We start from the raw sequence: 25,139 nt of genomic DNA, 5'->3' as shown, positions 1-25,139 counted from the left end.
GCACAATGGCCCCATGCGCACCGTGACCGCAGTCGCCCACCGCGGCGACCCCTATCGCGTCCGTGAGAACACGATCGACTCGCTGCGTTCCGCGCTCCACCGGGGCGCGGACGCCGTCGAGATCGACGTACGCCTGACGCGTGACCGTGTACCCGTCCTGCTGCACGACGCGACGCTCAAGCGTCTGTGGGGACACGACCGGCCGCTGGGCTCGCTCTCCGGCGACGAGGTGCGCGGACTCACGGCCGGCGGTGTGCCGACGTTGGCGGAGGCCCTCGGGGCGACCGGCGACAGCAGGGTCATGGTCGATCTGCCGGGACAGGTGGACGCGGGGGTCGCGCGCGAGGTCGTGGACGTGGTGCGGGCGTGCGGGGCCGGGGAGCGGGTGTACTACTGCGCCGGGGCCCCCGCCATGCTCGCGGTGCGGGCCGCCGACGCGTCCGCGGAGATCGCGCTGACCTGGACGAGCCTGGCCCCGCCGCGTCCGGGCCTGCTCGACGTCGTACGCCCGCGCTGGCTCAACTACCGCTTCCCCCTGGTGAACCGCGACCTGGCGGCCCACGTCCACCGCGGCGGCCACCTGCTCTCCGTGTGGACCCCGGACACCCGCCGGTCCATGCGCCGCCTGCTCGACGCGGGGGTCGACTCGATCACGACCAACCGCGTCGACGCCCTGACCGCACTGCGCCGGGACTGAGCCGGAGCCGGGCCGGCGGATCGCCCCGGGTGCTCTCAGGCGGCGGGTACCGGCACGGGAGCCGGGTCCGCGGTCAGCGCCTCCAGGCGCTTGATCTTCTTCCGGACGACATACAGCGGGATCACCCCGAAGATCCCGAAGGACAGGTCGACGACCGTCCACCAGAAGGGGATTCCGCGGATCGGTCCGCAGATCAGGGCCAGCGGGACGATGCCGGCACAGGCGATCATCCCGAACTCGACGACCCAGATGTTGCGGACCGGATCGCGGTAGGGACCGTAGAACGCGACCGCGATCACCAGATGCGCGAACGCCAGCCAGTCGGTTCCGTAGAGCAGGAAGGGGTATTGGGCGTCGGCGGTGTCGAGGCCGCGGCGCACGCGTTCGATCCAGTCCATCAGGACGGGCAGGTGCTCCGGCACGGACAGGGCCCTCAACAGGTCCTCGGTCCAGTGCAGTTCGTGCACCAGCGGGAAGGCCGTGGCGCCACTGAGCACCAGGCTGACGACGAAGAAGACAAGCCACGCACGGATGCCCCGGGACAGGGCGGCTCTGTCGCTCATACCGGGAGCGTACGCCCCGGCTTGAACGTGTTCAAAACCGCCCCCTCCCGGGGCTCCGGAGACTCAGGCGCCGCTCTCCCGCAGCATGTCCTCGCGCTCGACGAGCTTCACGCGCTCGCGGCCCTGCGGCTCACCCAGGGCCTTCTCCGCGGCGTCCAGCCGGTACCAGCCCTCCCACGTGGTGAAACGGACGTCCCGCTCGCCGAGGAAGGCGTCGACGGCCTCCGGCTCGGGCGAGGAGGGCGTGAGCAGACGGCCGTTGGCGTGGTCGTCGAGCAGGCTCGCGACCGTCTCGTTGGCGTCGCCCTTGGTGTGACCGATCAGACCGATGGGACCGCGCCGGATCCAGCCGGTGACGTACGTGGACGACAGGTGCTCGCCCGTGTCCTCCAGCACCCGGCCGGCCGCGTCCGGCACCGTGCCCGAGTCGACGTCCCAGGGCAGCTTGGGCAGGCTGTCGGAGAGGTAACCCACCGCGCGGTAGACCGCGGTGACGTCCCAGTCCTTGAACTCGCCGGTGCCCTTGACGTTCCCGGTGCCGTCGAGGGCGGTGCGCTCGGTGCGCAGGCCGACGACCTCGCCGTTCTCGCCGAGGATCTCGGAGGGCGACTCGAAGAAATGCAGGAACAGCTTGTGCGGGCGGTCGCCGGTGTCGCGGATCGCCCAGTTCTCCAGGGTCTTGGCGACCATGTCGGACTGCTTGTTGCCGCGCCGGGTGGCGATCGAGCCCTCGTCGTAGTCGATGTCCTCGGGGTCGACGATGACCTCGATGTTCGGCGAGTGGTCCAGCTCGCGCAGCTCCATCGGGCTGAACTTCGCCTGCGCCGGACCGCGGCGGCCGAAGACGTGGACCTCAAGGGCCTTGTTGGCCTTGAGTCCCTCGTACACGTTCGGCGGGATCTCGGTGGGCAGCAACTCGTCCGCGGTCTTGGCCAGGACGCGGGCCACGTCGAGGGCGACGTTGCCGACACCGAGGACGGCGACCTTCTCCGCCTCCAGCGGCCAGGTGCGCGGGACGTCCGGGTGACCGTCGTACCAGGAGACGAAGTCCGCCGCGCCGTAGGAGCCGTCGAGCTCGACGCCGGGGATGTCGAGGGCCCGGTCGGCCGTCGCACCGGTGGAGAAGATCACCGCGTCGTAGAACGCGCGCAGATCGTCCAGGTTGATGTCGCGCGGGTAGTCGACGTTGCCGAAGAGGCGGATCTGCGGCTTGTCGAGCACCTGGTGCAGGGCCGTGATGATGCCCTTGATCCGGGGGTGATCGGGGGCGACGCCGTAACGGATGAGACCGAACGGGGCCGGCATCCGCTCGAACAGGTCGATGGAGACACCGGGCTCGGCGGCCACTGCGGATTTCAGCAGCGCGTCGGCGGCGTAGATTCCGGCCGGGCCGGCTCCGACAATGGCTACCCGCAGAGGGCGAGGCATGATCAGGTTCCCTTCGAACAGGGGCGGGGGACTCGACGGGAAGCCTAAACTGAGGCAAACCTAAGTCAGTAGGCGGGTCCGGGCTATGACCTCATAAGGCAGACTTATGGGTCCTGAAGGGCCGCTTTATGGGTGGCCCTCGGACGGCGGGGCACGCCCGTCGCACCCCGGGAAGCCCAGCCCCGCTGGCGCCGCGAGAAGCGGGGCCTTCCGCACCGTGAGAACCCCGGCCCCCGCCGCACCCCCTACCGCTGAGCCCCCCTGGACGGTGTGGGAACGGCTCCGGTCCGGGCCGCGGACGGTCCGGCGGTCGCGGGCGCGGAGGTCTGGGTCGCCGACGGAGTGCGGCTGAGGGAGGGTACGCCGCTCGTCCGGGCCGTGGGAACGGGTGCGGTATTGGGCGCCGGCGTCCGGCGGGACGGAGTGCTCGCACGAGGACGCGGACTGACGCTCCCGGGCCGCGACGACGGAGTGGGCTCGGCCGACGGACTGCTCGCGGGCGGCGGGGCCAGCGGGACCACCGGTGACACGGGCGCCTCGGGTGCGGCCGACCGGAGCGGCAGCGCGAGGAGAACGCCGACGGCACACACCGTTCCGACCCCGGCCGCGGCGCGCAGCAGCCGGCGACGGGCCGCGCCCCGGCGGATCGCCTCGTAACGGCCGGGCGGTGGGGAGAGGTACTCGGACGGAGGCCGCATGATGACGGCCAGCGGGTCGTCGGGGCCGAAGTCCGGACCGTCGTCAGAGTGTGTGATCAAGACTTCTCCTCAGGTGGGCGCGGAGCGTTTCGCGGGCCGCGTGGAGATCGGCCTTGATCGTTCCTTCCTTGCGCCCGGTCAGCGCGGCCACCTCCCGGATCGGCATGTCAGCGTAGTAGTGCAGCAGGATCGGGACGCGCAGCCGTTCGGGCAGCGACTGCACGAGCAGACGTACGGACGGATCGGCCTGTTCGTTGGGCGGGCCGACGACAACCTCGGCGGTGGCCCGGTGCACGGCCCTGCGTTCCCGCTCCAGCTTGCGCCAGTGGTCCCGGACGAGATTGGCCGCGGTGACGTAGAGGAACCCCCGCGGCTCGGCCACGGAGGTCCAGCGGGACCAGAGCCGGGTGAACGCCTCCGAGGCGATCTCGTGGGCCGTCCCGTCGTCGTCGACGAGACGGCGGCACCAGCCGGCGAGGCGCGGATAGAGGGCGGCGAACAGCTCGGACGCCGCCTTCTCACGGGACCCTTTCAACATTCTCCATGGTCGTGACGATGCCGGGAGGGGCGGATCCTGGGCCGCGGGGTACGGTCCTTCGGCCCAGGATCCCCGCCTCCCGGTCCACGGGGGACACGGGGGCGGCGACGGGGAGCCCGGCGCCCCGTCGATCGGCCGGCCGGGGGTCAGGGGCTCGCGGAGGTCAGCGTCGCGAACACGATCACGTTGTCGCGGTAGCCGCTTCCGGAGCGGGGACCTCCGCAGGTGATGAGCCGCAGCTCCGGACGGTCCACGTCGCCGTAGACCGCTTCGGCCGGGAAGTCGGCCTTGGCGACCGTACGGACCTCGCCGACGGTGAACCCGGCCGACCTGCCGTTCTCCAGGCGCACCACGATCCGGTCACCGTGGCGCAGGCGCGCGAGGTGACGGAAGACGCCGTCGCCGTACGAGCCGACCGTGACATGGCCGAGGATCACCGACGGGCCCTTCTGGCCGGGCGTCGGCGAGTGCCGGTACCAGCCGGCGCGGTCGTGTGCCGCGACCGGGGGCACCCGCACGCTGCCGTCCGGGGCCAGTCCGAGCCGGATCAGCGGGGTGTCGACCCCGATGGCCGGTATCCGCAGCCCGACCGGCACCGAACGCCCGAGCGCACGCGCCGGCTTCGCAGCCGGCCGTGAGGCCGTGGCGCCGCCGGTCCGTGCGGTCGCCGACGCGCCGCCGGACCGTGCGTCCGCGGGCGGGGCGGCCGGGTGGCCGCCGCAGCCCACGAGCAGCGCGGCCGCGGCCACGGTGACGAACGCGCGCCTGGAGACAGGCGTCATGCCCCGGTCGCCCGCCGACGGCGTACGACGAGGACGGCCGCACCCGCGGCGAACACGGCGGCGCCCCCGCCGACGAGCCCGCCCGGAACCGAGGACGGCGTCCCGGGCGTCGCCACACCGGTGTCGGGTGCTCCGCTCGGCCGGACGGAGACCTGCCGCGAGCCCGGCACCCGCGTCGGCACGGCGCTGGGAACGGCGGAGGGCGCCCGGCTCGGGGTGGGGCTCGCCGGGGCCGGCGCGGCGGTGGGACTCGCCGGGGCCGGGGCCGTGGTGGCGCCCGGACGGGTCGAGGGGCGCGGGGAGCTCCCGTCGGCGAACGCGGGCACCGTGCCCACCAGTACGGCGGTGCACGCGAGTGCCGTGGCACTGAAGACGGTTCGGCGCATGAATCGCTCTCTTTCCTCGGTCCGCCCGCCGGTCAGGACGGCGGGCCGGTTACGGATCGAGCGGAGAGACGAACCGGGGGCGGACCGGGTTGTAAAGAGCGGGCAAAGCCGCTGAGCGGAAGCCGCGCCGCGCGAGAACCCGGCCGCGACAGCGGCCGGCCGGCTCCGTTTTGGTGCCAACCCCCCTCGTCCGTCCGCGGTGTTGACGTGACCGTATGAGCGCACGCGGCCTGGTTCGCCCTGGAAAGCGGGCAGTTGTCCGGCCGGGCCGAACCCTGTAATGCCCGAGTAACGGCGGCTGCCTAGCGTCCGAGCTCCCCCGTACCGTTCCTGGAGGAGCACCCCAGATGCACCTGCCCCAACCGCCCCGGCGCAGACGCGCCGTCTGGGCGGCGGCCGCCTTCACCGCGACCGCCCTGCTGACCGCGTCGACACCCGCGCTCGCCGCCGGCACCACCTCGTCGGCCGAGGTCGACTCCACGCTCACCGCCGCCGTGGCCAAGGGCGGTGACGCGACGTTCTTCGTCGTCCTGAAGGACCAGGCGGACCTGTCCCGCGCCAAGAAGCAGAAGACACACGCCGCGAGGGCCAGGGCCGCCTTCAAGGAGCTGCGCGCGAACGCCGCGGACAGCCAGGCCTCCCTCACGTCCTTCCTGGACAAGAAGAAGGTCGGCCACAAGGACTACTGGATCGCGAACGCGGTCCAGGTCACCGGTGACCAGGACCTCGTGAACGAGCTGGCGAGGCGTTCGGACGTCGCGTCGATCGTCAAGGAGCAGCACTACAAGCTCGACGACGTCGAGACGGCCGACAGCGAGATCACCACGTCGCGCACGGACTCCTCGGCGAGCGGCGACGACACCCCCGAGTGGGGCGTCGCCGACATCGGCGCCGACGACGTGTGGAAGCAGTACGACGACCGCGGCGAGGGCATCGTCATCGCCAACGTCGACTCGGGCGTGCAGTACAACCACCCCGACCTGGTCGCCCAGTACCGGGGCAACAACGGCGACGGCTCCTTCACGCACGACTACAACTGGTACGACCCGACGGGCCAGTGCGGCACCAGTGGCGTCCCCTGCGACAACAACGGCCACGGCACCCACACGATGGGCACGATGGTCGGCAAGAACGGCATCGGTGTCGCGCCGAACGCCAAGTGGATAGCCGCCAAGGGCTGCGAGTCCTCCTCCTGTTCGGACGCGTCGCTGCTCGCGGCCGGACAGTGGATCCTCGCGCCCACCGACCACAACGGTCAGAACCCGCGCCCGGACCTCGCGCCGAACATCGTCAACAACTCCTGGGGCGGCGGCGACACGACGTTCTACCAGGACATCGTCGAGGCCTGGAACGCCGCCGGCATCTTCGAGGCGTTCGCGGCCGGCAACGACGGTGACGGCACGACCTGCTCCACCGCGCACGCCCCCGGCTCGCAGGCCCCGTCCTACGGCGTCGGCGCCTACGACTCCGCCGGCACGATCGCCTCGTTCTCCGGCTTCGGCCCCTCGCTGGTCGACGGCTCGACGAAGCCGAACATCTCGGCGCCGGGCGTCAACGTCCGTTCCACGTGGCCCGGTTCGTCGTACAACTCCATATCCGGTACGTCGATGGCGACACCGCACGTCGCGGGCGCCGTCGCGCTGCTGTGGTCGGCGGCCCCCTCGCTGATCGGCAAGATCGACGAGACCCGTGCGCTGCTCGACCAGGGCGCACGTGACGTCGACGACACCCACTGCGGCGGCACCGCCGGCATGAACAACGTGTGGGGTCAGGGCAAACTCGACATCCTCGCCTCCGTGGACCTGGCCCCGCACACCGCGGCCACCGTCACCGGCAAGGCCACCGACAAGGCGACCGGCGCGGCCCTCGCCAACATCACCGTCTCGGCCACCGGTACCGGCGGCGACGTCCGCACCGTCACCACCGCCGCCGACGGCACGTACAAGATCGCCCTGCCGGCCGGCACGTACGCCTTCGCGTACAGCGGTTACGGCTACGCGACCGGCTCGGCCACCGGTGTCACGGTCACCGAGAACCAGGCCCTCACCCAGGACTTCGCGCTGACCGCGGTGGCCTCCCACAAGGTCGCCGGCACCGTGCTCGACGTCTCCGGAAAGGCGCTCGCCGGTGCCACGGTCGAGCTGACCGGCTCCCCGGTCGCCGCCGTCACCACCGACGCCAAGGGCACCTACAGCTTCGCGAAGGTCGCCGAGGGCACCTACGGCCTGACGGTGAAGCCCGCGGCGCCGGTCCTGTGCAACGGCGTCTACACCGGTACCGCCACCGTCGCCTCCGCCGACCTGGCCAAGGACGTCCGGGTCCCGGCCCGCACCGACAGCTCCGGCAACAGCTGCGCCCCGGCCGCGTACTCCTGGATCGCCGGCTCCAAGAAGGTCTCGCTGACCGGTGACGAGGACTCCGCGAGCGTCGCGCTGCCCTTCCCGGTGAGCCTGTACGGGGTCTCGTACTCCTCCGCCTCCGTCACCACCGACGGCCTGGTCAACTTCCTGTCCTCGCGCGTCGGCGACTACAGCAACACCGCGCTGCCGACGACCGGCGCGAACAGCGTCAAGGGCATCATCGCCCCGCTGTGGGACGACCTGACCCTCGACAAGAAGTCGTCGGTGCAGACCGCCACGACCGGCACCACGGGCAGCCGCCGGTTCGCCGTCGTCTGGAACAACGCCGCCTACGCCAACGGCACTTCGGGCCGCTCCTCCTTCGAGGTCGTCTTCGACGAGGCGACCGGCTCCGTGACCGTCCAGTACCAGTCGGTCGCCGACAAGGGCGCGGGCGCCACCGTCGGCATCGCGAACCAGTCCGGCACCGACGCACTCCAGTACTCCTACAACCAGTCCGTGATCGCCGACGGCACCGCCGTCCGCTTCGCGCAGGGAGCCAAGTGATGAGAGCCCCCCAGTCCCGGCGGGCCCTGCGGCTCGCCTCCGCCCTGGTCGCGGCGGGCCTGTGCCTGAGCGCGAGCCCGCAGGCCCTGGCCGCCGACGACAGCGGCTCGGCCATGAAGCTGACCAGCGCCGAGGCCGAGACGCTGGCCGCCCACGTCGGCCTCGACCCGTACGCCGACGCCACCGGCACCGTCAGCCCGAAGTCCGACGACGCCCCGAAGCCCGCCGACGACGGCACCGGCACGGACACCGGCTCCGGCTCCGGCACTGACACCGGCAGCGGCTCCCAGCTCGACGGCGCCTCCACGGACGTCGACCCGACCACCAAGGTCACGCTCACCGGTGCCTCCACGCTGGAAGGCGTGCGCGGCATGGGCGCCACCGTGCCCGTCGGCAAGAACGGCGACTACTTCACCGTCAACAGCATGGGCTACGTGCAGCGGCACACGGCTGACGGCAGCGAGGTGTGGGCGCGCACCAGCAGCTCTTTCTACACCGACTGGCAGGTCAAGCCGACCCAGGTCTGGCGGGCCGAGCCGTACCCGGCGCAGATCCTGATGGGCTACAACGCGGTCTCGCCGTTCTCCGCCAACTCGGACAACGGATACTCCACCGGAGACCTGACCGGCGACGGCGTCCCGGACGTGGTCTTCTCGGCGCAGGTCGGCACGACGCCGTACCCGCGTCCGTTCACCTCGCCGGGCTCGTCGCTGACCACGGGCACGTTCGTGACGGTCCTCGACGGCAAGACCGGCAGGACCGTCTGGTCGAAGCTGTACAACCGCGCCTCCATGGTGAAGATCGTCGACGGCGCCCTGCTGGTCGCCGACGCGCCGCGGATGAGCGGCGACTCCAAGGTCCCGGCCGCCGCCACGATGACCCTGACCGGCATCCGCTTCTCCTCCGCGGACGGCGTGCTGACCCCGGCGCGGACCTGGACGTACGACACCGGGGAGGCCCGCAAGGGCAACTGGGGCGACATCCAGGACCTGGGCAAGGGCAAGGTCGCCCTCACCTGGAACCTGGCCAAGGCCGCCGGTGTCGACGCGCGCGGCCACACCCTCGTGCTCGACACGGCGGACGGCTCGGTGGACTGGCAGACCGACAGCGTGCTCTACGGCCGTCAACTGCGCGTGGACGCGGGCCGCAAGCGGATCGTCGCGCTGGAGCAGCGGGACGCGACGGACGCCGTGCGCTACGAGGTCGCCTCCTACGACCTGAGAACCGGTCACCGCGCCACGCTGGAGACCCGGGACAACGTCCTGCCCACCGCGCTGACGGTCGGTGACCTGACCGCGAGGGACGGCGACGAGTACGCGGTCGCGGAGTCCTCGCTCGACGAGGGCTACTGGGTCAACGCCAGCACCGTGCGCGTGCTCGACGGCACCGACCCCGACACGCTGCTGTGGTCGAGCACGGTCAAGCGCGACGCCGACAACTCCAAGGACGCGGCGAGCGTCTGGCGGCTGCAGGTGGCCGACGGCAAGCTGGTCACCTCCGCCCAGGACGACCGCGAGATCAACGGGGCGAACAACCCCGGAGGCGGACGGTACGCGTCCTTGACGGTCTACTCCGCCAAGGGCGACATCAAGTGGCAGCAGAAGGGCGTCGCCGCCGCCCCGATGTACCAGGACGTCTTCAGCGACGACCGGGGCACACACGTGCGGGTCGTCGACCAGGCGGAGAACATCCGCACGTTCAAGCTCGGCAGCGGCAAGGCCGAGGACGTGACGCCGCTGATGGGCGACATCGCGTACGCCAAGGCCACCGACCTGGACAAGGACGGCAAGAAGGACGTCGTCATGGCCGGTTCGTCCGACGGCGTGTGGGCCTACTCCGGTCCGTCGCTGGTGGGCGGCAAGCCCGAGAAGCTGTGGCAGGCCACCGTGCCGGGCGCGGTGCACGACATCGAGACCGGTGACGTCGACGGCGACGGCAGGCCGGAGATCGTCGTCGCGGCCGACACCGCCGTGGTCGTCCTCGACGGCAGGACGGGCAAGACCCTCGCCACCATCGAGGGCGGCGCGGGCCAGTACGTGCGCTCGGCCGAACTGGCCGACCTGAACGGCGACGGCGAGCTGGACATCCTCGTCCCGACCGACGCCCTGCGCGCCTACCACGGCGACGGCCACGCGCTGTGGACGTACAGCGCGCCCAAGAGCGCCGGCGACGTGCGCTTCACCGACCCGTCCGTGAACGACGGCAAGGTGTACGCGGCCTACGCGAGCCTCAACGCGTACCAGCGGACCGACGCGGTGACCGACGCCGTCGCGCTCGACGCCAGGAACGGCAAGGTCCGCTGGGACGCGGCACCCAAGGCCCCGGCGGAGGCGGTCGGGGGCGTCCGCACCGCCACCCCGAACGACGGCATCCTCGCGTCCGAGGACATCCCGTACGCGGACGGACACGCGGTCGTCTACCAGTGGAACGTCACCGCCCCGCTCGAGATCAACGGTGCCGCATCGCTCAACCCGCGGAACTACTTCGAGATCCGCGACGGCCGCACCGGTGAGGTGCTGCACTCCGGCTACGCCGGCGGCCTGTGGACGCACTTCAGCTACTTCACCGACAAGGGTGTGCTGTACGAGGGAGGCACGGCCTCGTTCCGGCGGTACGAGGCCGACGGCGTGGACTCCAAGGCCGGGGTGCTGCCGCAGTCCTACGGCGGCGGCTTCCTGACGGGTCCCGGCGGCCGCAAGCTGCTGGTCGCCGGTGTCGAGGGCGGGCTCTACCTGTGGGACCCGAGCATCTTCGAGTCCGCCGACACCTGGGCGAACGGCGTCGGCAGCGCGAGCCTCATGGGCGCGCGCGACTACCTCGCCGCCGACCTGAACGGCGACGGGGTCGACGAGGCGCTCTCGCTGACGGGCGACTACACCGGCGTCGACCGGACGGCCGAGGAGTTCGGCGGCCGCTACTACCTGCCGAACAACGCCATCCACCAGGTCACCACGTACAAGCTCTCCTGAGCGCGTACGGAAGCTGCTCGACCTGACCTGACCTGAGCCTGCCGGATCGGGTCGGGCCGGATCGGCCGAGGACCCCCCGGGCACACGCCCGGGGGGTCCTCGGCGTGCTCGGCTACAGTGGCGCCCTGATGAGTCCGCAGCAGCCGCCCCACCGCACGACCTCGTCGGCCCCTCTGCTCCGGCTGTACCTTTTCAACGGTTTTCGGGTCACCCGGGACGGCGGCCCGGCACTGGCCGAACGGTGGCCCCGGCCCAGCGCCCAGGCCCTGGTGAAACTCCTCGCCGTGTCACCCGCGCACCGCCTGCACCGCGAACAGGCGATGGGCGTCTGCTGGCCCGACGCCGATCCGCAGGCCGCCGCGGGCAGTCTGCGGGTCGCCCTGCACGCCGCGCGCCACGCCCTGGAACCCGAACTCGCCCCGCGCGCCTCCTCCTCGTACCTCGTCTCCGACGGCGGGCTCCTGTATCTCGACCCCGCGACCGTGTGGATCGACGCCGACGAGGCCGAGACGTCGGCCCGCGCGGCCCTCGCCGACGGCGGGATCGACGCACTGACCTGCGCCCTCGACCGGTTCACCGGTGAGATGCTCCCGGAGGACCGCTACGCGCGCTGGGCCGACGACCGGCGCGCCCGGCTCACGCTGCTGCGCGAACAACTGCTGCTCCGGCTCGCCGGCGAGCACCTGGAACGGGGTGCCCCGGCCGACGCGGCCGCCTTCGCCGAGCAGGTCCTCGCCGCCAGCCCCGCCGAGGAGATGGCCCACCGCTTCCTCATCGACGCCTGGCTGCGCCAGGGGCTGCGCCGACGAGCCGTGCACCAGTACCACGTGTGCCGCGACACGCTCGACACCGAACTCGGCGTGCGGCCGGGCCCGGAGACGGAGCGGCTGCACCGGCTCGCACTGGCCGCGGCCCCCGCCCCCGTCCCGGCCACACCGCTGCTCCCGGCCCCGCTGCGGGCCGGCCGCGGCGCGCCCGAGCTGCGGGGCCGCGACGCCGTGCTCGAACGGCTCCTCTCGGCGGACGGCCCCCCGGTCACGCTCCTCACCGGCGAGGCGGGCGTCGGCAAGACCCGTCTGGTCGGCGAGGTGGCGCGGCGGGCCACCTCGGCCGGCACCGCTGTGCTGTGGGGCGGCGGCCGGGACGCGGAGGGGCACACACCGTACGGGGCCTTCGCGGAGGCGCTGGAGGGATGGCTCGCCGAGCACAGTGCGGCCGAGCGCGCCCGGGTCGGCGCCGAATATCCCGAACTGGCCTCGTTCCTGCCGTCGCTGGGGCAGGTGGGAACGACCGGCGAACGCAGTCCCGAGGAGGAGCGGGACCGGCTGTTCCGGGCGAGCGCGGCCCTGCTCGGCGACCTCGCCGCGGTGCGCCCGGTGCTGATGGTCCTCGACGATCTGCACGCCGCCGACACCGGCTCGTACCAACTGCTCGGCCATCTGGCCCGGCGGTCCGTGGAACGGAGGACCGCGCTGCGGTTCCTGGTGACGTACCGCGAGGAAGAACTCCCCGACGGCGACCCGCGCCGCTCGATCGTGGCATCACTGCTGCGTCAGCGCCTGTCCGTGCGCGAGGAACTGGGCCGGCTCGACAAGGAGGCCTGCCTGGCCGTCGTACGCGACGCGGCCACCGACATGTCACGGGACGACCGGGCCCTGAAGGTGTGGGAACTCTCCCTCGGAAACCCGCTGTTCGCCCTCGAACTCGCTCACGGCCCGGCCGACGAGAACGGCGGGGGCCTCGCCCCCGAGGGTGTACGGGGGCTGGTCGCCGACCGGCTCGTACGGCTGGACGCGGACGCGCGCCGGGTCGTCGAGGCGCTGTCCGTGGCGGGCGGCGACACCGCGTTGTCCGAACTGCTCGATGTCGCCGAGCACGGGCTGCACCCGCCGGTGGCCGGCGCCGCGGCGGCCGACGCCCTGGAACAGGCCATCGCCGCCTCGCTCGTCGAGGAACGGCCCGTCGTCGTGGCCGGACGGTCCGAGGAAGGGGTGGCCTTCCGGCATCCTCTGGTCCGGCTGACCTGCTACGAACAGCTCGCGGCGGTCCGCCGCCGGCAACTGCACGCCGCGTTCGCCCAGGCGGTCCGGCGGCGCCGTCCCGATGCCGTCGACACCCTGGCCTCCCACTTCGCCCGCGCCGACGATCCGCGCGCGGCCGAATACCTGCGCCGCGCCGCGGAGCGGGCCGCGGCCCTGTACGCGAACGACACCGCCGACCGCTACTACCGCGACCTGGTGGCCCGGCTGGACGTCGACGCGGCCCGCGCCCGGCTCGCCCACGCCCATGTCCTGCGGAGAATGGGCCACTTCGAGCAGGCGGCCGAAGCCCTGCGGCTCTCCCTGGCGGAGTTCGAGCGGCGCGAGGACCACGACGACGCGGTCCTCACCTCGGCCCTGCTCGCCGAGACCCTGGTCAGGACGAGCGCCACGGCTTCCGCCCGCCGCACCCTTCGGGAGCACCCGGTGGGCGCGGACACCGGTCCCGAACCGGCCGCCGGTCACTTCCTCGCCCTGTCCGTGGTCCGCTGTGTCCAGGGCCGGTACACGGCCGGGGCCGAGGCCGCCCGGCAGGCCCTGACCGCGGCACGGAACGTGCCGGGAGCGTCCGGCCAGCGGCTGGTGGCCCGCGCCTTCGCGATGCAGGCCGCCAACCTCGGGCTCGCCGGCCGCTTCGACCAGGCACGCGAAGCGGGCGACCAGGCGCTGGCGCCGGCCGAGGCCTACGGCGATCCGACGCTCCTCGGCTCGGTCCTGTCGATGCTGCGTGAGAACGCGCGGCGGGCGGGAAGACTGCGCGAGGCCGTCGAGATCGGGACCCGCGCGCTCGGCCTCGCCGAACGGTCCGGCGATCCGACCGCCGCGGCTTTCGAGCGCGGGAACCTCGCCGAACTGCGGCTGCTGCTGGAGGAACCCGGGCCGGCCCTCGCCCTCGCGGAACAAGCGGTGGCGGGCGCGGAGGCGTACGACGCCTGGTGCCTTCCGTACGCCCTCGCGACCCTGGCCCGCGTACGGGCCTTCACGGGCGCGGCGCGGGAGGCGCTGCCCCTGCTGGACCGCGCGCAGGCGGTCGCCGCCGAGCTCGGGGACCGGCAGGCGGAGCACGAGGTGCGCACGGCCCGCGCCGAACTCGCCCTGCGCACCGGCCACCCGGACGAGGCGCTGCGCGCCCTGGACGGTCATGCCGAGGACGCGCCGGTCCTGGTGGCCTGGGCGGAGCTCCTGTCGGGGCGGACCGAGGCCGCCCTGCGGCTCGCGCGCGCCGAGGCGGCCCGGGCGGAGCGGACCGGGGAACGCCTCACCGAGGTGGAGGCACGGATCGTCCTCGGGACCTCGCTGTCGCGGCTCGCCCCGGCCCGGGAGGGCGCGAAGGAGCTGACGCGGGCCGAGTCGCTGGCCCGCACGCTGCCCTATCCGGCCGGAACCCGCCGGCTCGCACGAGCCCGGGACCTGCTCCGCGAGCCGTGACAGCGGGCGGGCACCGACCGCCCCTGGCCGGCACCGGTTCCTCGGTGCCCGCCGCTCCCCCGGTTCACAGGCCGGCTATCGCGTTCCAGCGCTTGGCGAACTCCGTGCGTTCGGTGGAGGTGATGTCACGGGCGATCGCGAGACGCCTGCGCATCGTCGCGTCCGGGAAGATCAGGGGGTCCTCGGCGAGGGCGGCGGTGTCCTTGTCCTTGGAGGAGGCGAGGACGTCCCGGGCGGCGGGGACCGGGCAGACGTAGTTGACCCAGGCGGCCAGCTCGGCGGCGACCTCGGGCTCGTAGTAGTAGTCGATGAGCTTCTCGGCGTTGGCCTTGTGCCGGGCCAGGTTGGGGATCATCAGCGACTCGGCCCACAGCTCGGCGCCCTCCTCGGGGACGACGAAGCGGATGTCGGGGTCGTCGGCCTGGAGCTGGATCACGTCGCCCGAGTAGGCCTGGCAGGCCAGCACGTCCCCGCCGGCGAGGTCCTTGATGTAGTCGTTGCCGGTGAAGCGGCGGATCTGGCCGCGGCGCACCTGCCTCTCGACCTGATCGCACACCTGGTGGAAGTCGTCGGCCCGCCACTTCCTGATGTCGACGCCGTTGGCCTGCATGAGCAGCGCGAACGCCTCGTCCAGGCCGGAGAGCAGAGTGACCCGGCCCTTGAGGTCGTCGGCCCACAGATCGGACACGTGCCGGATCTCGCGGCCGACCTTGCGACGGTTGTACGCGATACCGGTGATCCCCGACTGCCACGGCACCGAGGACTTGCGGCCGGGGTCGAAGGCGGGCGAACTCAGCAGCGGGTCCAGGTACTTGACGACGTTCGGCTGCCGGGACCGGTCCATCTCCTGGACCCAGCCGAGCCGCACGAAGCGGGCGCACATCCAGTCGCTGATGACGATGAGGTCGCGGCCGGTCCGCTGGTGGTTCATCAGGGACGGGCTGATCTTGCCGAAGAACTCGTCGTTGTCGTTGATCTCCTCGATGTAGTCGACGGAGATCCCGGCGCGCTTCTCGAAGGCCTCCAGCGTCGGCCGCCGGGTGCTGTCCTCGTCGTCGGTGTCGATGTACAGCGGCCAGTTCGCCCAGGTCAGCCGCTTGTCCGTGGCGGAGAGGTCCGCTCCGGCCCGGTCACCCGGTCCCACGTACGCCGCCGGTACCCCGCATCCCGCGAGGGCCCCGAGCGCGGCACCGCCGCCCAGGGCGCGCAGCAGGGACCGGCGGGAGGGCGGCGAGGTCTTCCGATTCACTGGCACGCGCGAAGCATGCCGACCCGGGCTCGGCCGGGACAATGGACGCTGCGTCGATCAGTCGCCCGCCGACCCGACACCCTGTCGATCCGTTTCCCGGTGTTCCGAGGGCTCCGCGCGCGTGATCACCGCCCGTCCCCGGCCCGGCGCCTGGCCCGGCCTCGGCGCGGGTGGTGCGCACGGCGGGAACGCCACCCTCACGGACAGGCCACCCCGCGCACGGGGCCATGCCTCGACCGTGCCGCCGTGGGCGGTGGCGACGGCCGTGACGATGGACAGGCCGAGCCCCAGGCCCTCGCGGGGGCGGCCCTTCCCGCGCGGGTGCGTTCCGGTCCGTTCCGCGCCCAGCCGCCGGAACGGCTGGAAGAGTCCGGCCACCTGGTCACGCGGGATCACCGGCCCGGTGTTGTCGACCCGCAGGACCGCGCGCCCCGCCTCCGTGCCGGTCCACAGCCGGACCCAGCTCTCCTGGTCCCCACCGCTGTTGTGCCGTACGGCGTTGTCGGCGAGGTTGACCACGAGGCGTTCGATCAACTGGGGGTCGCCCAGCACGGGCGCGGAGCCGAGGTCGGCCCGCACCCGCGGCCCACCGGTCTCGGGCCCGCCGTCCGGCAGCAGCTCCCGCACCGTCGCGGCGAGGTCGACGAACTCCCTGCGCTGAAGCCCGCGTTGGCTGCGCGCCAGGGTCAACAGGGCGTCGATGAGGCGCTCCTGTTCCTGCCCGGCGGCACGAACGCGCAGGCACGCGGCCCGCAGGCTCTCCACCGACGCCCCGGGGTCGGCGAGCGCGACGTCCACGATCGCCTGCTGGAGCGTGAGGGGGGTGCGCAGTTCGTGCGACGCGTTGGCGACGAACTGCTTCTGCGCCTCGAACGCGCCCTCCAGGCGCCCCAGTACGTCGTCGAAGGTGTCCGCCATGGCTTTGAGTTCGTCCTCGGGACCCGGTACCGCCAGCCGCAGGCGGAGGTTGTCCGCGGAGATCCGCCGGGCGGCGGAGGTCATCGTGCGCAGCGGCGCGAGGACGCGTCCCGCCATGAGCCAGCCCAGTGCCACGGAGGCGAAGGTCATCACGGCGAGCGCGATGCCCGCCTCGACGAGCAGCTGGTGCAGTTGATCGGCGCGCAGGGCCTCGGCGTACATCGTGAGCGTCGGCGGATCGGGGGTCTGTCCCTCGCCCCCGGGCATGCCGGGCACCGCGGACGAGCCCCCGACCGCCGTCGACGGCGCGGTCCGCGACGCCAGCAGGTAGGTGAAGCCGAGCAGGCCGGCCCCCGCCGCCATGAACAGCGCGCTGTAGAGCAGGGTCAGCCGCCAGCGAATGCTGCGTGGGGCGAGCCGCCATCGCACACCGCCGGGGGCCGGCCGCCCGCGGGTGAGCTGCGGTGCCCGCCACCAGCGGCGGCCGGGCGGTGCCGGCCGCGGGCGCGTGCCGTACGGGGCCGGGCGGTCCGCTCCGGCGGATGCGTCCGTCATGCGATCCGGTATCCCGCCCGGTCCACCGTCGCGATCACCTGCGGCTCCCCCAGTTTGCGGCGCAGCCGGCTCACCGTGACCTTCACGGTCTGGCTGAAGGGGTCGGCGGCCTCGTCCCAGGCGCGCTCCAGGAGTTCCTCGGTGGAGACGACGGCGCCCTGCGCGGCCAGCAGGAGTTCGAGCACGGCGAACTCCTTCGGGCTGAGGGCGAGCCCTGAACCGCTCCGGGTCGCCTGCCGCCGCGCCGGGTCGAGCCGCAGTTCCCCGCGGACCAGGACAGGCGGGAGCGCGGGCTGCGCGCGTCGCGCCAGGGCCCGTATGCGCGCGACGAGTTCGGCGAACGCGAAGGGCTTGGACAGATAGTCGTCGGCACCGAGACCGAGTCCCATGACCCGGTCGGCCACCGTGCCGGACGCGGTCAGCATCAGCACCCTCGCCCGGCTGCCGCCCGCGGCCAGCGTCCGGCACACCTGGTCGCCGTGGACGCCGGGCAGATCGCGGTCGAGCACGACGACGTCGTACGCGTTGACGGTGGCGCGCTCCAACGCCGTGGGCCCGTCCAGCGCGAGATCGACCGCCATGCCCTCGCGGCGCAGCCCGGCGGCCACGGTCTCGGCCAGTTCCTCATGGTCCTCGACCACCAGCACACGCATGGCGGTCAGTGTGGCGGCCCGGGGGTTACACGGGGATAAGCGCTCCCTGTGCGAGCCCCGGACCCCGGCAGGGCCCGCACGCCCGGGCGGGGGCCGCACACCCGGGCGGGGGCCCGGGCGTCCCGGCAAGATCCCCGGCAGTCCCGGCAGTGCCCGGCAGGCGCCGGCCGTCCCGGCAAGGTCTCCGGCAGGGCCGGACACCCCGGCAGGGTCCCGCAGTCGCGGCGTACGCCTGTGGCTCGGCGTCGGTTCGCGATAAGGACGGCCGTTCCCGTGCCGTAACCGCCTCCGGGCTTGTCTGGAGCACAACACGACACCGCACGCCCCGCCCTGACGGTCGAGCCACGACACGTGACGGCGCGGCGGTGCGCCACCGTGCGCCATCGCATCCGACCCGGCGGCATCGCCGCCCGCCCCATGGAGGACACCCATGCGTGCACTGGCCACTCGGCCACAACGACTCGCCCTGGCCTGCGCCCTGATCTCGGCCGCCACGCTCGGGACGGTCAGCGCCTCGGCCGCCTCGGCGTCCGACAGGTCCACCGTGACCACGGCGACGGCGGGGACCGCCGCGTCCCCCCGGCTCACGCAGCACGCGTCCGGCACGGCGCCGAAGGGCAGCCTGCCGTCCGGAGGGGCCATGCCGGCCATCGGTTACCGGCCGACCTCGCACGCGCCCGGCGACGTGAACGCCGCCGACGACGCGTTCGCGGCGTGCATGCGCGGCCACGGACAGAAGGTCTTCCCGGCGTTCCACGCCTCGAAGGACAAGCGGGGCCACATCCGGTTCAGCGTGCGGGTGGGGGCGTCCAAGGGATTCGACCCGGCGTCCAAGGGCTACCGGGCCGCCGTGAAGGCGTGCTCGCCGATCCTGAAGAAGGCCGGCATCACCTTCTCGTCGGAAGCCGGCCTGCCTCCGCTGCCCGTTCCGGGCAGGCCCGGCAAGCCCGGCACCGGATCCGGCGGAAGCTCTGTCGGCGGCTCCGTCGAAGGCTCCGGCGACGTGCCCGGCTTCCACACGGAGAAGGGGGAGCCGGGCACGGCCGAGGGGCCGAGCCTCTCCAGCGTGACCGAGAGCGCCTGATCCCGGGCGGGGGAAAGAGTGCGGCCCCGGCCGGGATCGACTCCCGGCCGGGGCCACGTTCACGCGTGGTGCGCGGTCAGCCGTCCAGCGACGTCATCACGTGCTTGACGCGCGTGTAGTCCTCGAAGCCGTAGCCCGACAGGTCCTTGCCGTAGCCGGACTTCTTGAAGCCGCCGTGCGGCATCTCGGCGACCAGCGGGATGTGGGTGTTGATCCACACGCAGCCGAAGTCGAGGGACTTGGACAGGCGCATCGCGCGGCCGTGGTCCTTGGTCCACACCGAGGAGGCGAGGGCGAAGTCGACGCCGTTGGCCCACTCGATGGCCTGGGCCTCGTCCGAGAAGGACTGGACGGTGATGACCGGGCCGAAGACCTCGTTCTGGATGATCTCGTCGTCCTGCTTGAGGCCGGAGACGACGGTCGGGGCGTAGAAGTAGCCCTTCTCTCCGACCTGCTGACCGCCCGTCTCGACCTTGGCGTGCGCGGGCAGGCGCTCGATGAACCCGGCGACCTGCTTGAGCTGGTTCGGGTTGTTCAGCGGGCCGTAGAGCACGTCCTCGTCGTCCGGCTGCCCGGTCTTCGTCTCGGCGGCGGCCTTGGCGAGCGCCGCGACGAACTCGTCGTGGATGGACTCCTGGACGAGGACGCGGGTCGCGGCCGTGCAGTCCTGGCCGGCGTTGAAGAAGCCCGCGACCGAGATGTCCTCGACGGCCTTGGCGATGTCGGTGTCCTCGAAGACGACGACCGGGGCCTTGCCGCCCAGCTCCAGGTGGACGCGCTTGACGTCCTTGGCCGCCGACTCGGCGACCGAGATGCCCGCGCGGACGGAGCCGGTGATGGACGCCATCGCCGGGGTCGGGTGCTCGACCATCGCGCGGCCGGTGTCGCGGTCGCCGCAGATGACGTTGAAGACGCCCTTGGGCAGGATGCCGCCGAGGATGTCGGCGATCAGGACCGTGGAGGCCGGGGTGGTGTCCGACGGCTTCAGGACGACCGTGTTGCCCGCCGCGAGGGCCGGGGCGAACTTCCACACCGCCATCATCATCGGGTAGTTCCACGGCGCGACCTGGGCGCAGACGCCGACCGGCTCGCGGCGGACGATCGAGGTCATGCCCTCCATGTACTCGCCGGCCGAGCGGCCCTCCAGCATGCGGGCGGCCCCCGCGAAGAAGCGGATCTGGTCGACCATCGGCGGGATTTCCTCGGACCGGGTCAGACCGATCGGCTTGCCGGTGTTCTCCACCTCGGCCGCGATCAGTTCCTCGGCCCGCTCCTCGAACGCGTCCGCGATCTTCAGGAGGGCCTTCTGGCGCTCGGAGGGGGTCTTGTCCCGCCACTGCGGGAAGGCCGCGGCGGCGGCCGCCATCGCGGCGTCGACGTCCGCCTGGCCGGAGAGCGGCGCGGTCGCGTACGCCTCGCCGGTCGCGGGGTTGACCACCTCCGTGGTCCGTCCATCGGCGGCATCGCGGAATTCTCCGTCGATGTAATTGCGCAGACGACGCAGCTCGGTGCTCACTGCCCGGCCCTCCTGTCGGATGTCCAACGGCTCAGGTGTCCACTACCTGAGATGTCTGAGATCCCACCCTAATCCGTGGCTCCACGTTTTCAACACCCCCACGCCATCCAGAACTGCGAAATCCGCAAGACACGTACCCGTAAACAACGAATTTCATCGCCGCAACCTTGCGGAACTGTCGAGACGTCGTGCACAGTGGGGTCGTGGTCAGTCGAAGCGCGGAACCCAGGGACTCCCGCGAGTCCAGGAACGGCAGTCCCCAGTTGGACACCGTCTCCCTCGCCATCATCGAGCAGCTCCAACAGGACGGACGCCGCCCGTACGCCGCGATCGGCAAGGCCGTGGGCCTCTCCGAGGCCGCCGTGCGCCAGCGAGTCCAGAAGCTGCTGGACCAGGGCGTCATGCAGATCGTCGCCGTCACGGACCCCCTCACCGTGGGGTTCCGCAGGCAGGCGATGGTCGGTGTCAACGTCGAGGGCGACCTCGACCCGGTGGCCGAAGCGCTGACTGCCATGTCGGAAGTCGAGTACGTGGTGATGACCGCGGGCTCGTTCGACATCCTCGCCGAGATCGTCTGCGAGGACGACGACCACCTGCTGGACGTCATCAACAAACGCATCCGGGCGCTGCCCGGGGTGCGCTCCACCGAGAGCTTCGTCTACCTGAAGCTCAAGAAGCAGACCTACATGTGGGGAACCCGATAGCCGTGAGCACCAAGGACCTCAGCAAGACCGCGTACGACCACCTGTGGATGCACTTCACCCGCATGTCCTCGTACGAGAACGCGCCCGTTCCCACCATCGTCAAGGGTGAGGGCACCTATATCTACGACGACAAGGGCAAGCGCTACCTCGACGGTCTCGCGGGCCTGTTCGTGGTCCAGGCCGGCCACGGCCGCACCGAGCTGGCCGAGACGGCCTTCAAGCAGGCCCAGGAGCTGGCCTTCTTCCCGGTGTGGTCCTACGCCCACCCCAAGGCCATCGAGCTGGCCGAGCGTCTGGCGCACCACGCGCCGGGCGACCTGAACAAGGTGTTCTTCACCACCGGTGGCGGCGAGGCCGTCGAGACCGCGTGGAAGCTGGCCAAGCAGTACTTCAAGCTGCAGGGCAAGCCGACCAAGTACAAGGTCATCTCGCGTGCGGTCGCGTACCACGGCACCCCGCAGGGCGCCCTGTCGATCACCGGCCTGCCGGCCCTGAAGGCCCCCTTCGAGCCGCTGGTCCCGGGTGCCCACAAGGTCCCCAACACCAACATCTACCGCGCCCCGCTCTTCGGCGACGACCCCGAGGCCTACGGCCGCTGGGCCGCCGACCAGATCGAGCAGGAGATCCTCTTCGAGGGCCCGGAGACCGTCGCCGCGGTCTTCCTGGAGCCGGTGCAGAACGCCGGCGGCTGCTTCCCGCCGCCGCCCGGCTACTTCCAGCGCGTGCGCGAGATCTGCGACCAGTACGACGTCCTGCTGGTGTCGGACGAGGTCATCTGCGCCTTCGGCCGCCTCGGCACGATGTTCGGCTGCGACAAGTTCGGCTACGTACCGGACATGATCACCTGCGCCAAGGGCATGACCTCGGGTTACTCCCCCATCGGCGCGTGCATCGTCTCCGACCGCATCGCCGAGCCGTTCTACAAGGGCGACAACACCTTCCTGCACGGCTACACCTTCGGCGGCCACCCGGTCTCCGCGGCCGTGGCGCTCACCAACCTCGACATCTTCGAGCGTGAGGGCCTGAACCAGCACGTGCTGGACAACGAGGCGAACTTCCTCCAGACCCTGCAGAAGCTGCACGACCTGCCGATCGTCGGCGACGTCCGCGGCAACGGCTTCTTCTACGGCATCGAGCTGGTGAAGGACAAGGCCACCAAGGAGACCTTCACGGACGAGGAGTCGGAGCGCGTGCTCTACGGCTTCGTCTCCAAGAAGCTCTTCGAGTACGGCCTCTACTGCCGCGCCGACGACCGCGGTGACCCGGTCATCCAGCTCTCGCCGCCGCTGATCTCCGACCAGTCGACCTTCGACGAGATCGAGGGGATCGTCCGTCAGGTCCTGACGGAGGCGTGGACCAAGCTCTGACCACACCTCCCCGGTCCCGGCCGTGAGCCCGGACCGCCGGCTTCCCCCGGCGGCTCCGGTCTTCCGTATGACTGATCAACACCGGCCCCGGTGGCGCCCGTTCGAGTGAGAATGGGCGGCCCGGGGCCGCGTGCTGTCCGGCCTCCCGGCCCCGACTCCCTAGCGTGCCCCTTGACCGATCGGCCCTGCCCCTCGTTCCCCCGTCCGGGGGACCGAGCGACCTCGAAGAGATCGCCGGGCACGGCACATCAGCTCTGAACGAGGTGTACGCGATGGTGGCCCCGCCTGACAACGACGTGCTCTGGGCACGCGCCCTGCACGTCAAGCACAACGGCTCGCCCGCGCTCAGCGGTGTCTCGCTCGGCGTCCGTGAGGGCGAGATCCTCGCCGTCGGCGGCCCGCGCGGCAGCGGCAAGACGACCCTCCTGCTGTGCCTGTCCGGCCAGCTCCTGCCGCAGCAGGGTGAGGTCTGGTTCAACAGCTCGCCCGTGCACACCATGGGCCCGCTCACCCGCGAGCGGCTGCGCCGGGACCGGTTCGGCTGGATCGACCCCGTCCCCACGCTGGTCCCCGAACTGAACGCCTGGGAGAACACCGCCCTCCCGCTGATGCTGCGCGGCTGGACCCGCCGGGCCGCCAAGACCGCCGCCCTGGAGTGGCTCAGGCGCCTGGACATCGGCGACTGTGCCCGCAGACGCCCGCACGCCCTGCTCCAGTCCGAGCGGCAGCGCGTGGCCGTCGCCCGCGCGCTCGCCCCCGCCCCCACCGTGCTGTTCGCCGACGAGCCGACGGCCCCCCTGCACCGCGCCGACCAGGCTCATGTGCTGCGCACGCTGACCTCGGCGGCGCGATCGCACGGCATCACCGTCGTCCTCGCCACCCACGACCCGGACACCGCGGCCCTCGCCGACCGCACGGTGAACCTGCTCGACGGACGGCGTGTGAACACCGTCCACCTGCCCCCGGTCACCGAGACGGAAGGCCGGGCCGCGTGCTCGCTCTCCGTCTAGCCCGCGGGGGCAACCCCCTCGTCCAGCTCCGCCGGCTCCTGGTCGCCGCCGCCTCCGCGGGCACCGGGTTCCTGCTGCTGTGCACGCTGGGTTACGCGCTGAGCCATCCGGACGCCTCGGCCGCCGGCGCGCTGCGCCTGGCCTGGTGCGTCGTTCCCCTCGCCGCCACGGTCTACTTCGCCGTCGCGGTGGCCCGCACCGACCCCGCCACCCGGCCCCGGACCGGCCTGTCCGCCATCGGCCTCGGTCCGGGCCGGCTGATGGCGATCTCCGTCGCCACCACCGCCCTGTCCACGTTCCTCGGCTCTCTGTTTGCCCTGGTCCTCTTCCTCCACCTGCGCGGCGACCTGACCGGTGTCCCGCTCGGCGGCACGGCGTCGGACTTCCTCGCCTCCGGCCGGTCCCTGCCCCTGCCCGCGGCCCTCACGCTGCTCGTCGTGGTGCCGGTCGCGGCCTCCGGCGCGGCAGCCCTGGCGCTGCGCCCCCGGGGCAGCCGTCCGGTGCGCGCCGCGTGGTCGTACGGCCGCACCTGGATGTCGGCGCGGCAGAACGCGGTCGGGAGCGCTCCGCGGACCGCTGCCCGGGGCGGCGGGCGGCCCACGGCCGGCGCTCCCGGCACCCCCACGCCCGTGACCGCGCCCGGCGGCCCCACGGCCTCGACGGCGACCCGCACGGCCGCGGGACTGACCGTGACCGGCACGGGCGAGGGGTTCCAGGACGCGTCGGCCGACACCGGCGGCGGCGCCCTGCCGGCACCCGACCCGCGGGCCCCCGCGGCGGACAGCCCCGACTTCCACTGGACCGCCGAGGCCTACGCCTCCGGGGAGACCCGGAGGACGGCCGCGGAGGACCTGCCGCCCGCCGCCGCCCACGCAACGCCGCCCGCGTACGAGCTCCCGGACATCGCGTACGAGCCGGGCATCGCGTACGGGGCCACGGAACCGGCGTACGAGGGCGCCGTCGTGCCCGGTGCGCGCCCGGACCGGCGCCGGTTCGCCGAGGCCGGGCCCCGCGCACTGCCGCCCGCGCAGGGGTACCCGAACGGACTCGCCTGGGGCGCGGCCGCGCTGGCGGCCGGGCTGGCCGTGGAGACGTACGCGAGCCGTTCGGGACCCGCGCCCGCGCTCGCGCTGCCCGGCGGGTTCGCCGGCGGTCCGGCCGGGGTGCTGCTCGGCTGGGTGCTGACGGCGGTCGGTCTGGCCCTCGCCGGGCCCGCGATCACGTATCTGTGCGGATGGCTGCTCCAGGCCGTACGTCCGGGCGCGCTGCGGCTGCTGGCCGGGCGGGTGCTCCAGGCGGAGGCACGGCGCATCGGGCAGCCGCTGGGGGTGGTGTCCGCGGTGGCGTCGGGCGCCTTCGCCATGACGACGCTGTACACCGGCGCCCGGCCGGCGTTCGGTCCGCTGACCACCCTCGGCGCCCTGCTGGTCGCCGGGTGCACGCTGCTGACCCTGGCCACCGCCGCCGTCGAGGCGCGGCAGGCACGCGCCGACACCACGGCGGCGCTGCTGCGGCTGGGGGCGCCCGCCACGATGCTGCGCGGCGCCGCGGCCCTGCGTGCCGGGGCGCTGTTCGTCGCGTTCGCCCCGCTGACCTGGGCGGTCGCCTCACTGGCCGCGCTTCCGCTGATCACCTGACCGTCCCGCGGG

General features: G+C 72.6%; 19 protein-coding genes. 10 read left to right on the top strand and 9 right to left on the bottom strand.

Annotated elements, in window-relative coordinates; genetic code table 11:
* Window positions 1-13 precede the first annotated feature (13 nt).
* Window positions 14-697, top strand: a complete 684-nt coding sequence (locus ACF07B_RS23200) for a glycerophosphodiester phosphodiesterase (protein ID WP_369483843.1) — start codon at window positions 14-16, stop codon at window positions 695-697.
* A 35-nt stretch (window positions 698-732) separates the two neighbouring features.
* Here the strand turns inward: ACF07B_RS23200 and ACF07B_RS23195 are convergent, their stop codons facing one another.
* Window positions 733-1,260 carry a hypothetical protein gene (locus tag ACF07B_RS23195; RefSeq protein ID WP_369483844.1) on the bottom strand — a complete coding sequence of 176 codons (528 nt, stop codon included), beginning with the start codon at window positions 1,258-1,260 and terminating at the stop codon, window positions 733-735.
* A gap of 63 nt (window positions 1,261-1,323) precedes the next feature.
* Window positions 1,324-2,688, bottom strand: a complete 1,365-nt coding sequence (locus ACF07B_RS23190; RefSeq protein ID WP_392180327.1) for an FAD-dependent oxidoreductase — start codon at window positions 2,686-2,688, stop codon at window positions 1,324-1,326.
* Between the two features lie 270 nt (window positions 2,689-2,958).
* Between ACF07B_RS23190 and ACF07B_RS23185 the strand changes: the two genes are divergently transcribed.
* Window positions 2,959-3,345, top strand: a complete 387-nt coding sequence (locus tag ACF07B_RS23185) for a hypothetical protein (RefSeq protein WP_392180326.1) — start codon at window positions 2,959-2,961, stop codon at window positions 3,343-3,345.
* Window positions 3,346-3,429: 84 nt separating this feature from the next.
* On the opposite strand, the gene ACF07B_RS23180 is transcribed toward ACF07B_RS23185, so the two are convergent.
* The 3 genes from ACF07B_RS23180 to ACF07B_RS23170 form a co-directional block, all read right to left on the bottom strand.
* Window positions 3,430-3,921, bottom strand: coding sequence for an RNA polymerase sigma factor (locus ACF07B_RS23180; protein WP_369483850.1), 492 nt, complete (start codon window positions 3,919-3,921; stop codon window positions 3,430-3,432).
* Between the two features lie 149 nt (window positions 3,922-4,070).
* Entirely contained in the window at window positions 4,071-4,706 is a 636-nt protein-coding gene (locus tag ACF07B_RS23175; RefSeq protein WP_392180325.1) for a class F sortase, read from the bottom strand.
* Window positions 4,703-5,092 carry a sortase-dependent protein gene (locus ACF07B_RS23170; protein WP_392180324.1) on the bottom strand — a complete coding sequence of 130 codons (390 nt, stop codon included), beginning with the start codon at window positions 5,090-5,092 and terminating at the stop codon, window positions 4,703-4,705. The genes ACF07B_RS23175 and ACF07B_RS23170 overlap by 4 nt, the downstream gene beginning before the upstream one ends.
* 347 nt (window positions 5,093-5,439) lie before the next feature.
* Between ACF07B_RS23170 and ACF07B_RS23165 the strand changes: the two genes are divergently transcribed.
* The 3 genes from ACF07B_RS23165 (at window position 5,440) to ACF07B_RS23155 (ending at window position 14,434) form a co-directional block, all read left to right on the top strand.
* Window positions 5,440-7,998: a S8 family serine peptidase gene (locus tag ACF07B_RS23165; protein WP_392180323.1), complete on the top strand. Its 2,559-nt coding sequence runs from the start codon at window positions 5,440-5,442 to the stop codon at window positions 7,996-7,998.
* The gene (locus ACF07B_RS23160; RefSeq protein ID WP_392180322.1) at window positions 7,998-10,967 is read left to right on the top strand and encodes an FG-GAP repeat domain-containing protein; all 2,970 of its coding nucleotides are present in this window, start codon (window positions 7,998-8,000) and stop codon (window positions 10,965-10,967) included. Before ACF07B_RS23165 ends, ACF07B_RS23160 begins: the two co-directional genes overlap by 1 nt.
* Window positions 10,968-11,095: 128 nt before the next feature.
* Window positions 11,096-14,434 (top strand): ATP-binding protein, encoded by a 3,339-nt coding sequence (locus tag ACF07B_RS23155; protein WP_392180321.1) that lies wholly within the window; start codon window positions 11,096-11,098, stop codon window positions 14,432-14,434.
* A gap of 64 nt (window positions 14,435-14,498) precedes the next feature.
* Here the strand turns inward: ACF07B_RS23155 and ACF07B_RS23150 are convergent, their stop codons facing one another.
* From ACF07B_RS23150 to ACF07B_RS23140, 3 genes are read right to left on the bottom strand one after another with little or no spacing between them, the layout of a single operon-like run.
* A complete protein-coding gene (locus ACF07B_RS23150) occupies window positions 14,499-15,689 on the bottom strand; it encodes a spermidine/putrescine ABC transporter substrate-binding protein (protein ID WP_369486342.1) in 1,191 nt (396 codons plus the stop codon).
* A gap of 51 nt (window positions 15,690-15,740) precedes the next feature.
* Window positions 15,741-17,156, bottom strand: coding sequence for a sensor histidine kinase (locus ACF07B_RS23145; RefSeq protein ID WP_392180320.1), 1,416 nt, complete (start codon window positions 17,154-17,156; stop codon window positions 15,741-15,743).
* On the bottom strand, window positions 17,153-17,809 hold the full coding sequence (locus ACF07B_RS23140) for a response regulator transcription factor (RefSeq protein WP_362391488.1): 657 nt from the start codon (window positions 17,807-17,809) through the stop codon (window positions 17,153-17,155). Before ACF07B_RS23140 ends, ACF07B_RS23145 begins: the two co-directional genes overlap by 4 nt.
* Window positions 17,810-18,239: 430 nt before the next feature.
* Between ACF07B_RS23140 and ACF07B_RS23135 the strand changes: the two genes are divergently transcribed.
* The gene (locus tag ACF07B_RS23135; RefSeq protein WP_392180319.1) at window positions 18,240-18,893 is read left to right on the top strand and encodes a hypothetical protein; all 654 of its coding nucleotides are present in this window, start codon (window positions 18,240-18,242) and stop codon (window positions 18,891-18,893) included.
* 76 nt (window positions 18,894-18,969) lie between these two features.
* On the opposite strand, the gene ACF07B_RS23130 is transcribed toward ACF07B_RS23135, so the two are convergent.
* Entirely contained in the window at window positions 18,970-20,409 is a 1,440-nt protein-coding gene (locus tag ACF07B_RS23130; RefSeq protein WP_392180318.1) for a gamma-aminobutyraldehyde dehydrogenase, read from the bottom strand.
* 188 nt (window positions 20,410-20,597) lie between these two features.
* On the opposite strand from ACF07B_RS23130, the gene ACF07B_RS23125 reads away from it, so the two are divergent.
* The 4 genes from ACF07B_RS23125 (at window position 20,598) to ACF07B_RS23110 (ending at window position 25,127) form a co-directional block, all read left to right on the top strand.
* Entirely contained in the window at window positions 20,598-21,113 is a 516-nt protein-coding gene (locus ACF07B_RS23125; protein ID WP_369486337.1) for an Lrp/AsnC family transcriptional regulator, read from the top strand.
* Window positions 21,098-22,480, top strand: a complete 1,383-nt coding sequence (locus tag ACF07B_RS23120; protein ID WP_362391496.1) for an aspartate aminotransferase family protein — start codon at window positions 21,098-21,100, stop codon at window positions 22,478-22,480. Before ACF07B_RS23125 ends, ACF07B_RS23120 begins: the two co-directional genes overlap by 16 nt.
* Before the next feature lie 272 nt (window positions 22,481-22,752).
* Window positions 22,753-23,490 carry an ABC transporter ATP-binding protein gene (locus ACF07B_RS23115; RefSeq protein WP_369486343.1) on the top strand — a complete coding sequence of 246 codons (738 nt, stop codon included), beginning with the start codon at window positions 22,753-22,755 and terminating at the stop codon, window positions 23,488-23,490.
* On the top strand, window positions 23,472-25,127 hold the full coding sequence (locus ACF07B_RS23110; protein WP_392180317.1) for a hypothetical protein: 1,656 nt from the start codon (window positions 23,472-23,474) through the stop codon (window positions 25,125-25,127). Before ACF07B_RS23115 ends, ACF07B_RS23110 begins: the two co-directional genes overlap by 19 nt.
* The last annotated feature ends 12 nt before the right edge of the window (window positions 25,128-25,139 follow it).

It is taken from the genome of Streptomyces sp. NPDC015532 (assembly GCF_043078065.1).
In the GTDB taxonomy this organism is placed as follows: Bacteria; Actinomycetota; Actinomycetes; order Streptomycetales; family Streptomycetaceae; genus Streptomyces.
This window is presented reverse-complemented; position numbering and strand designations above follow the sequence as displayed.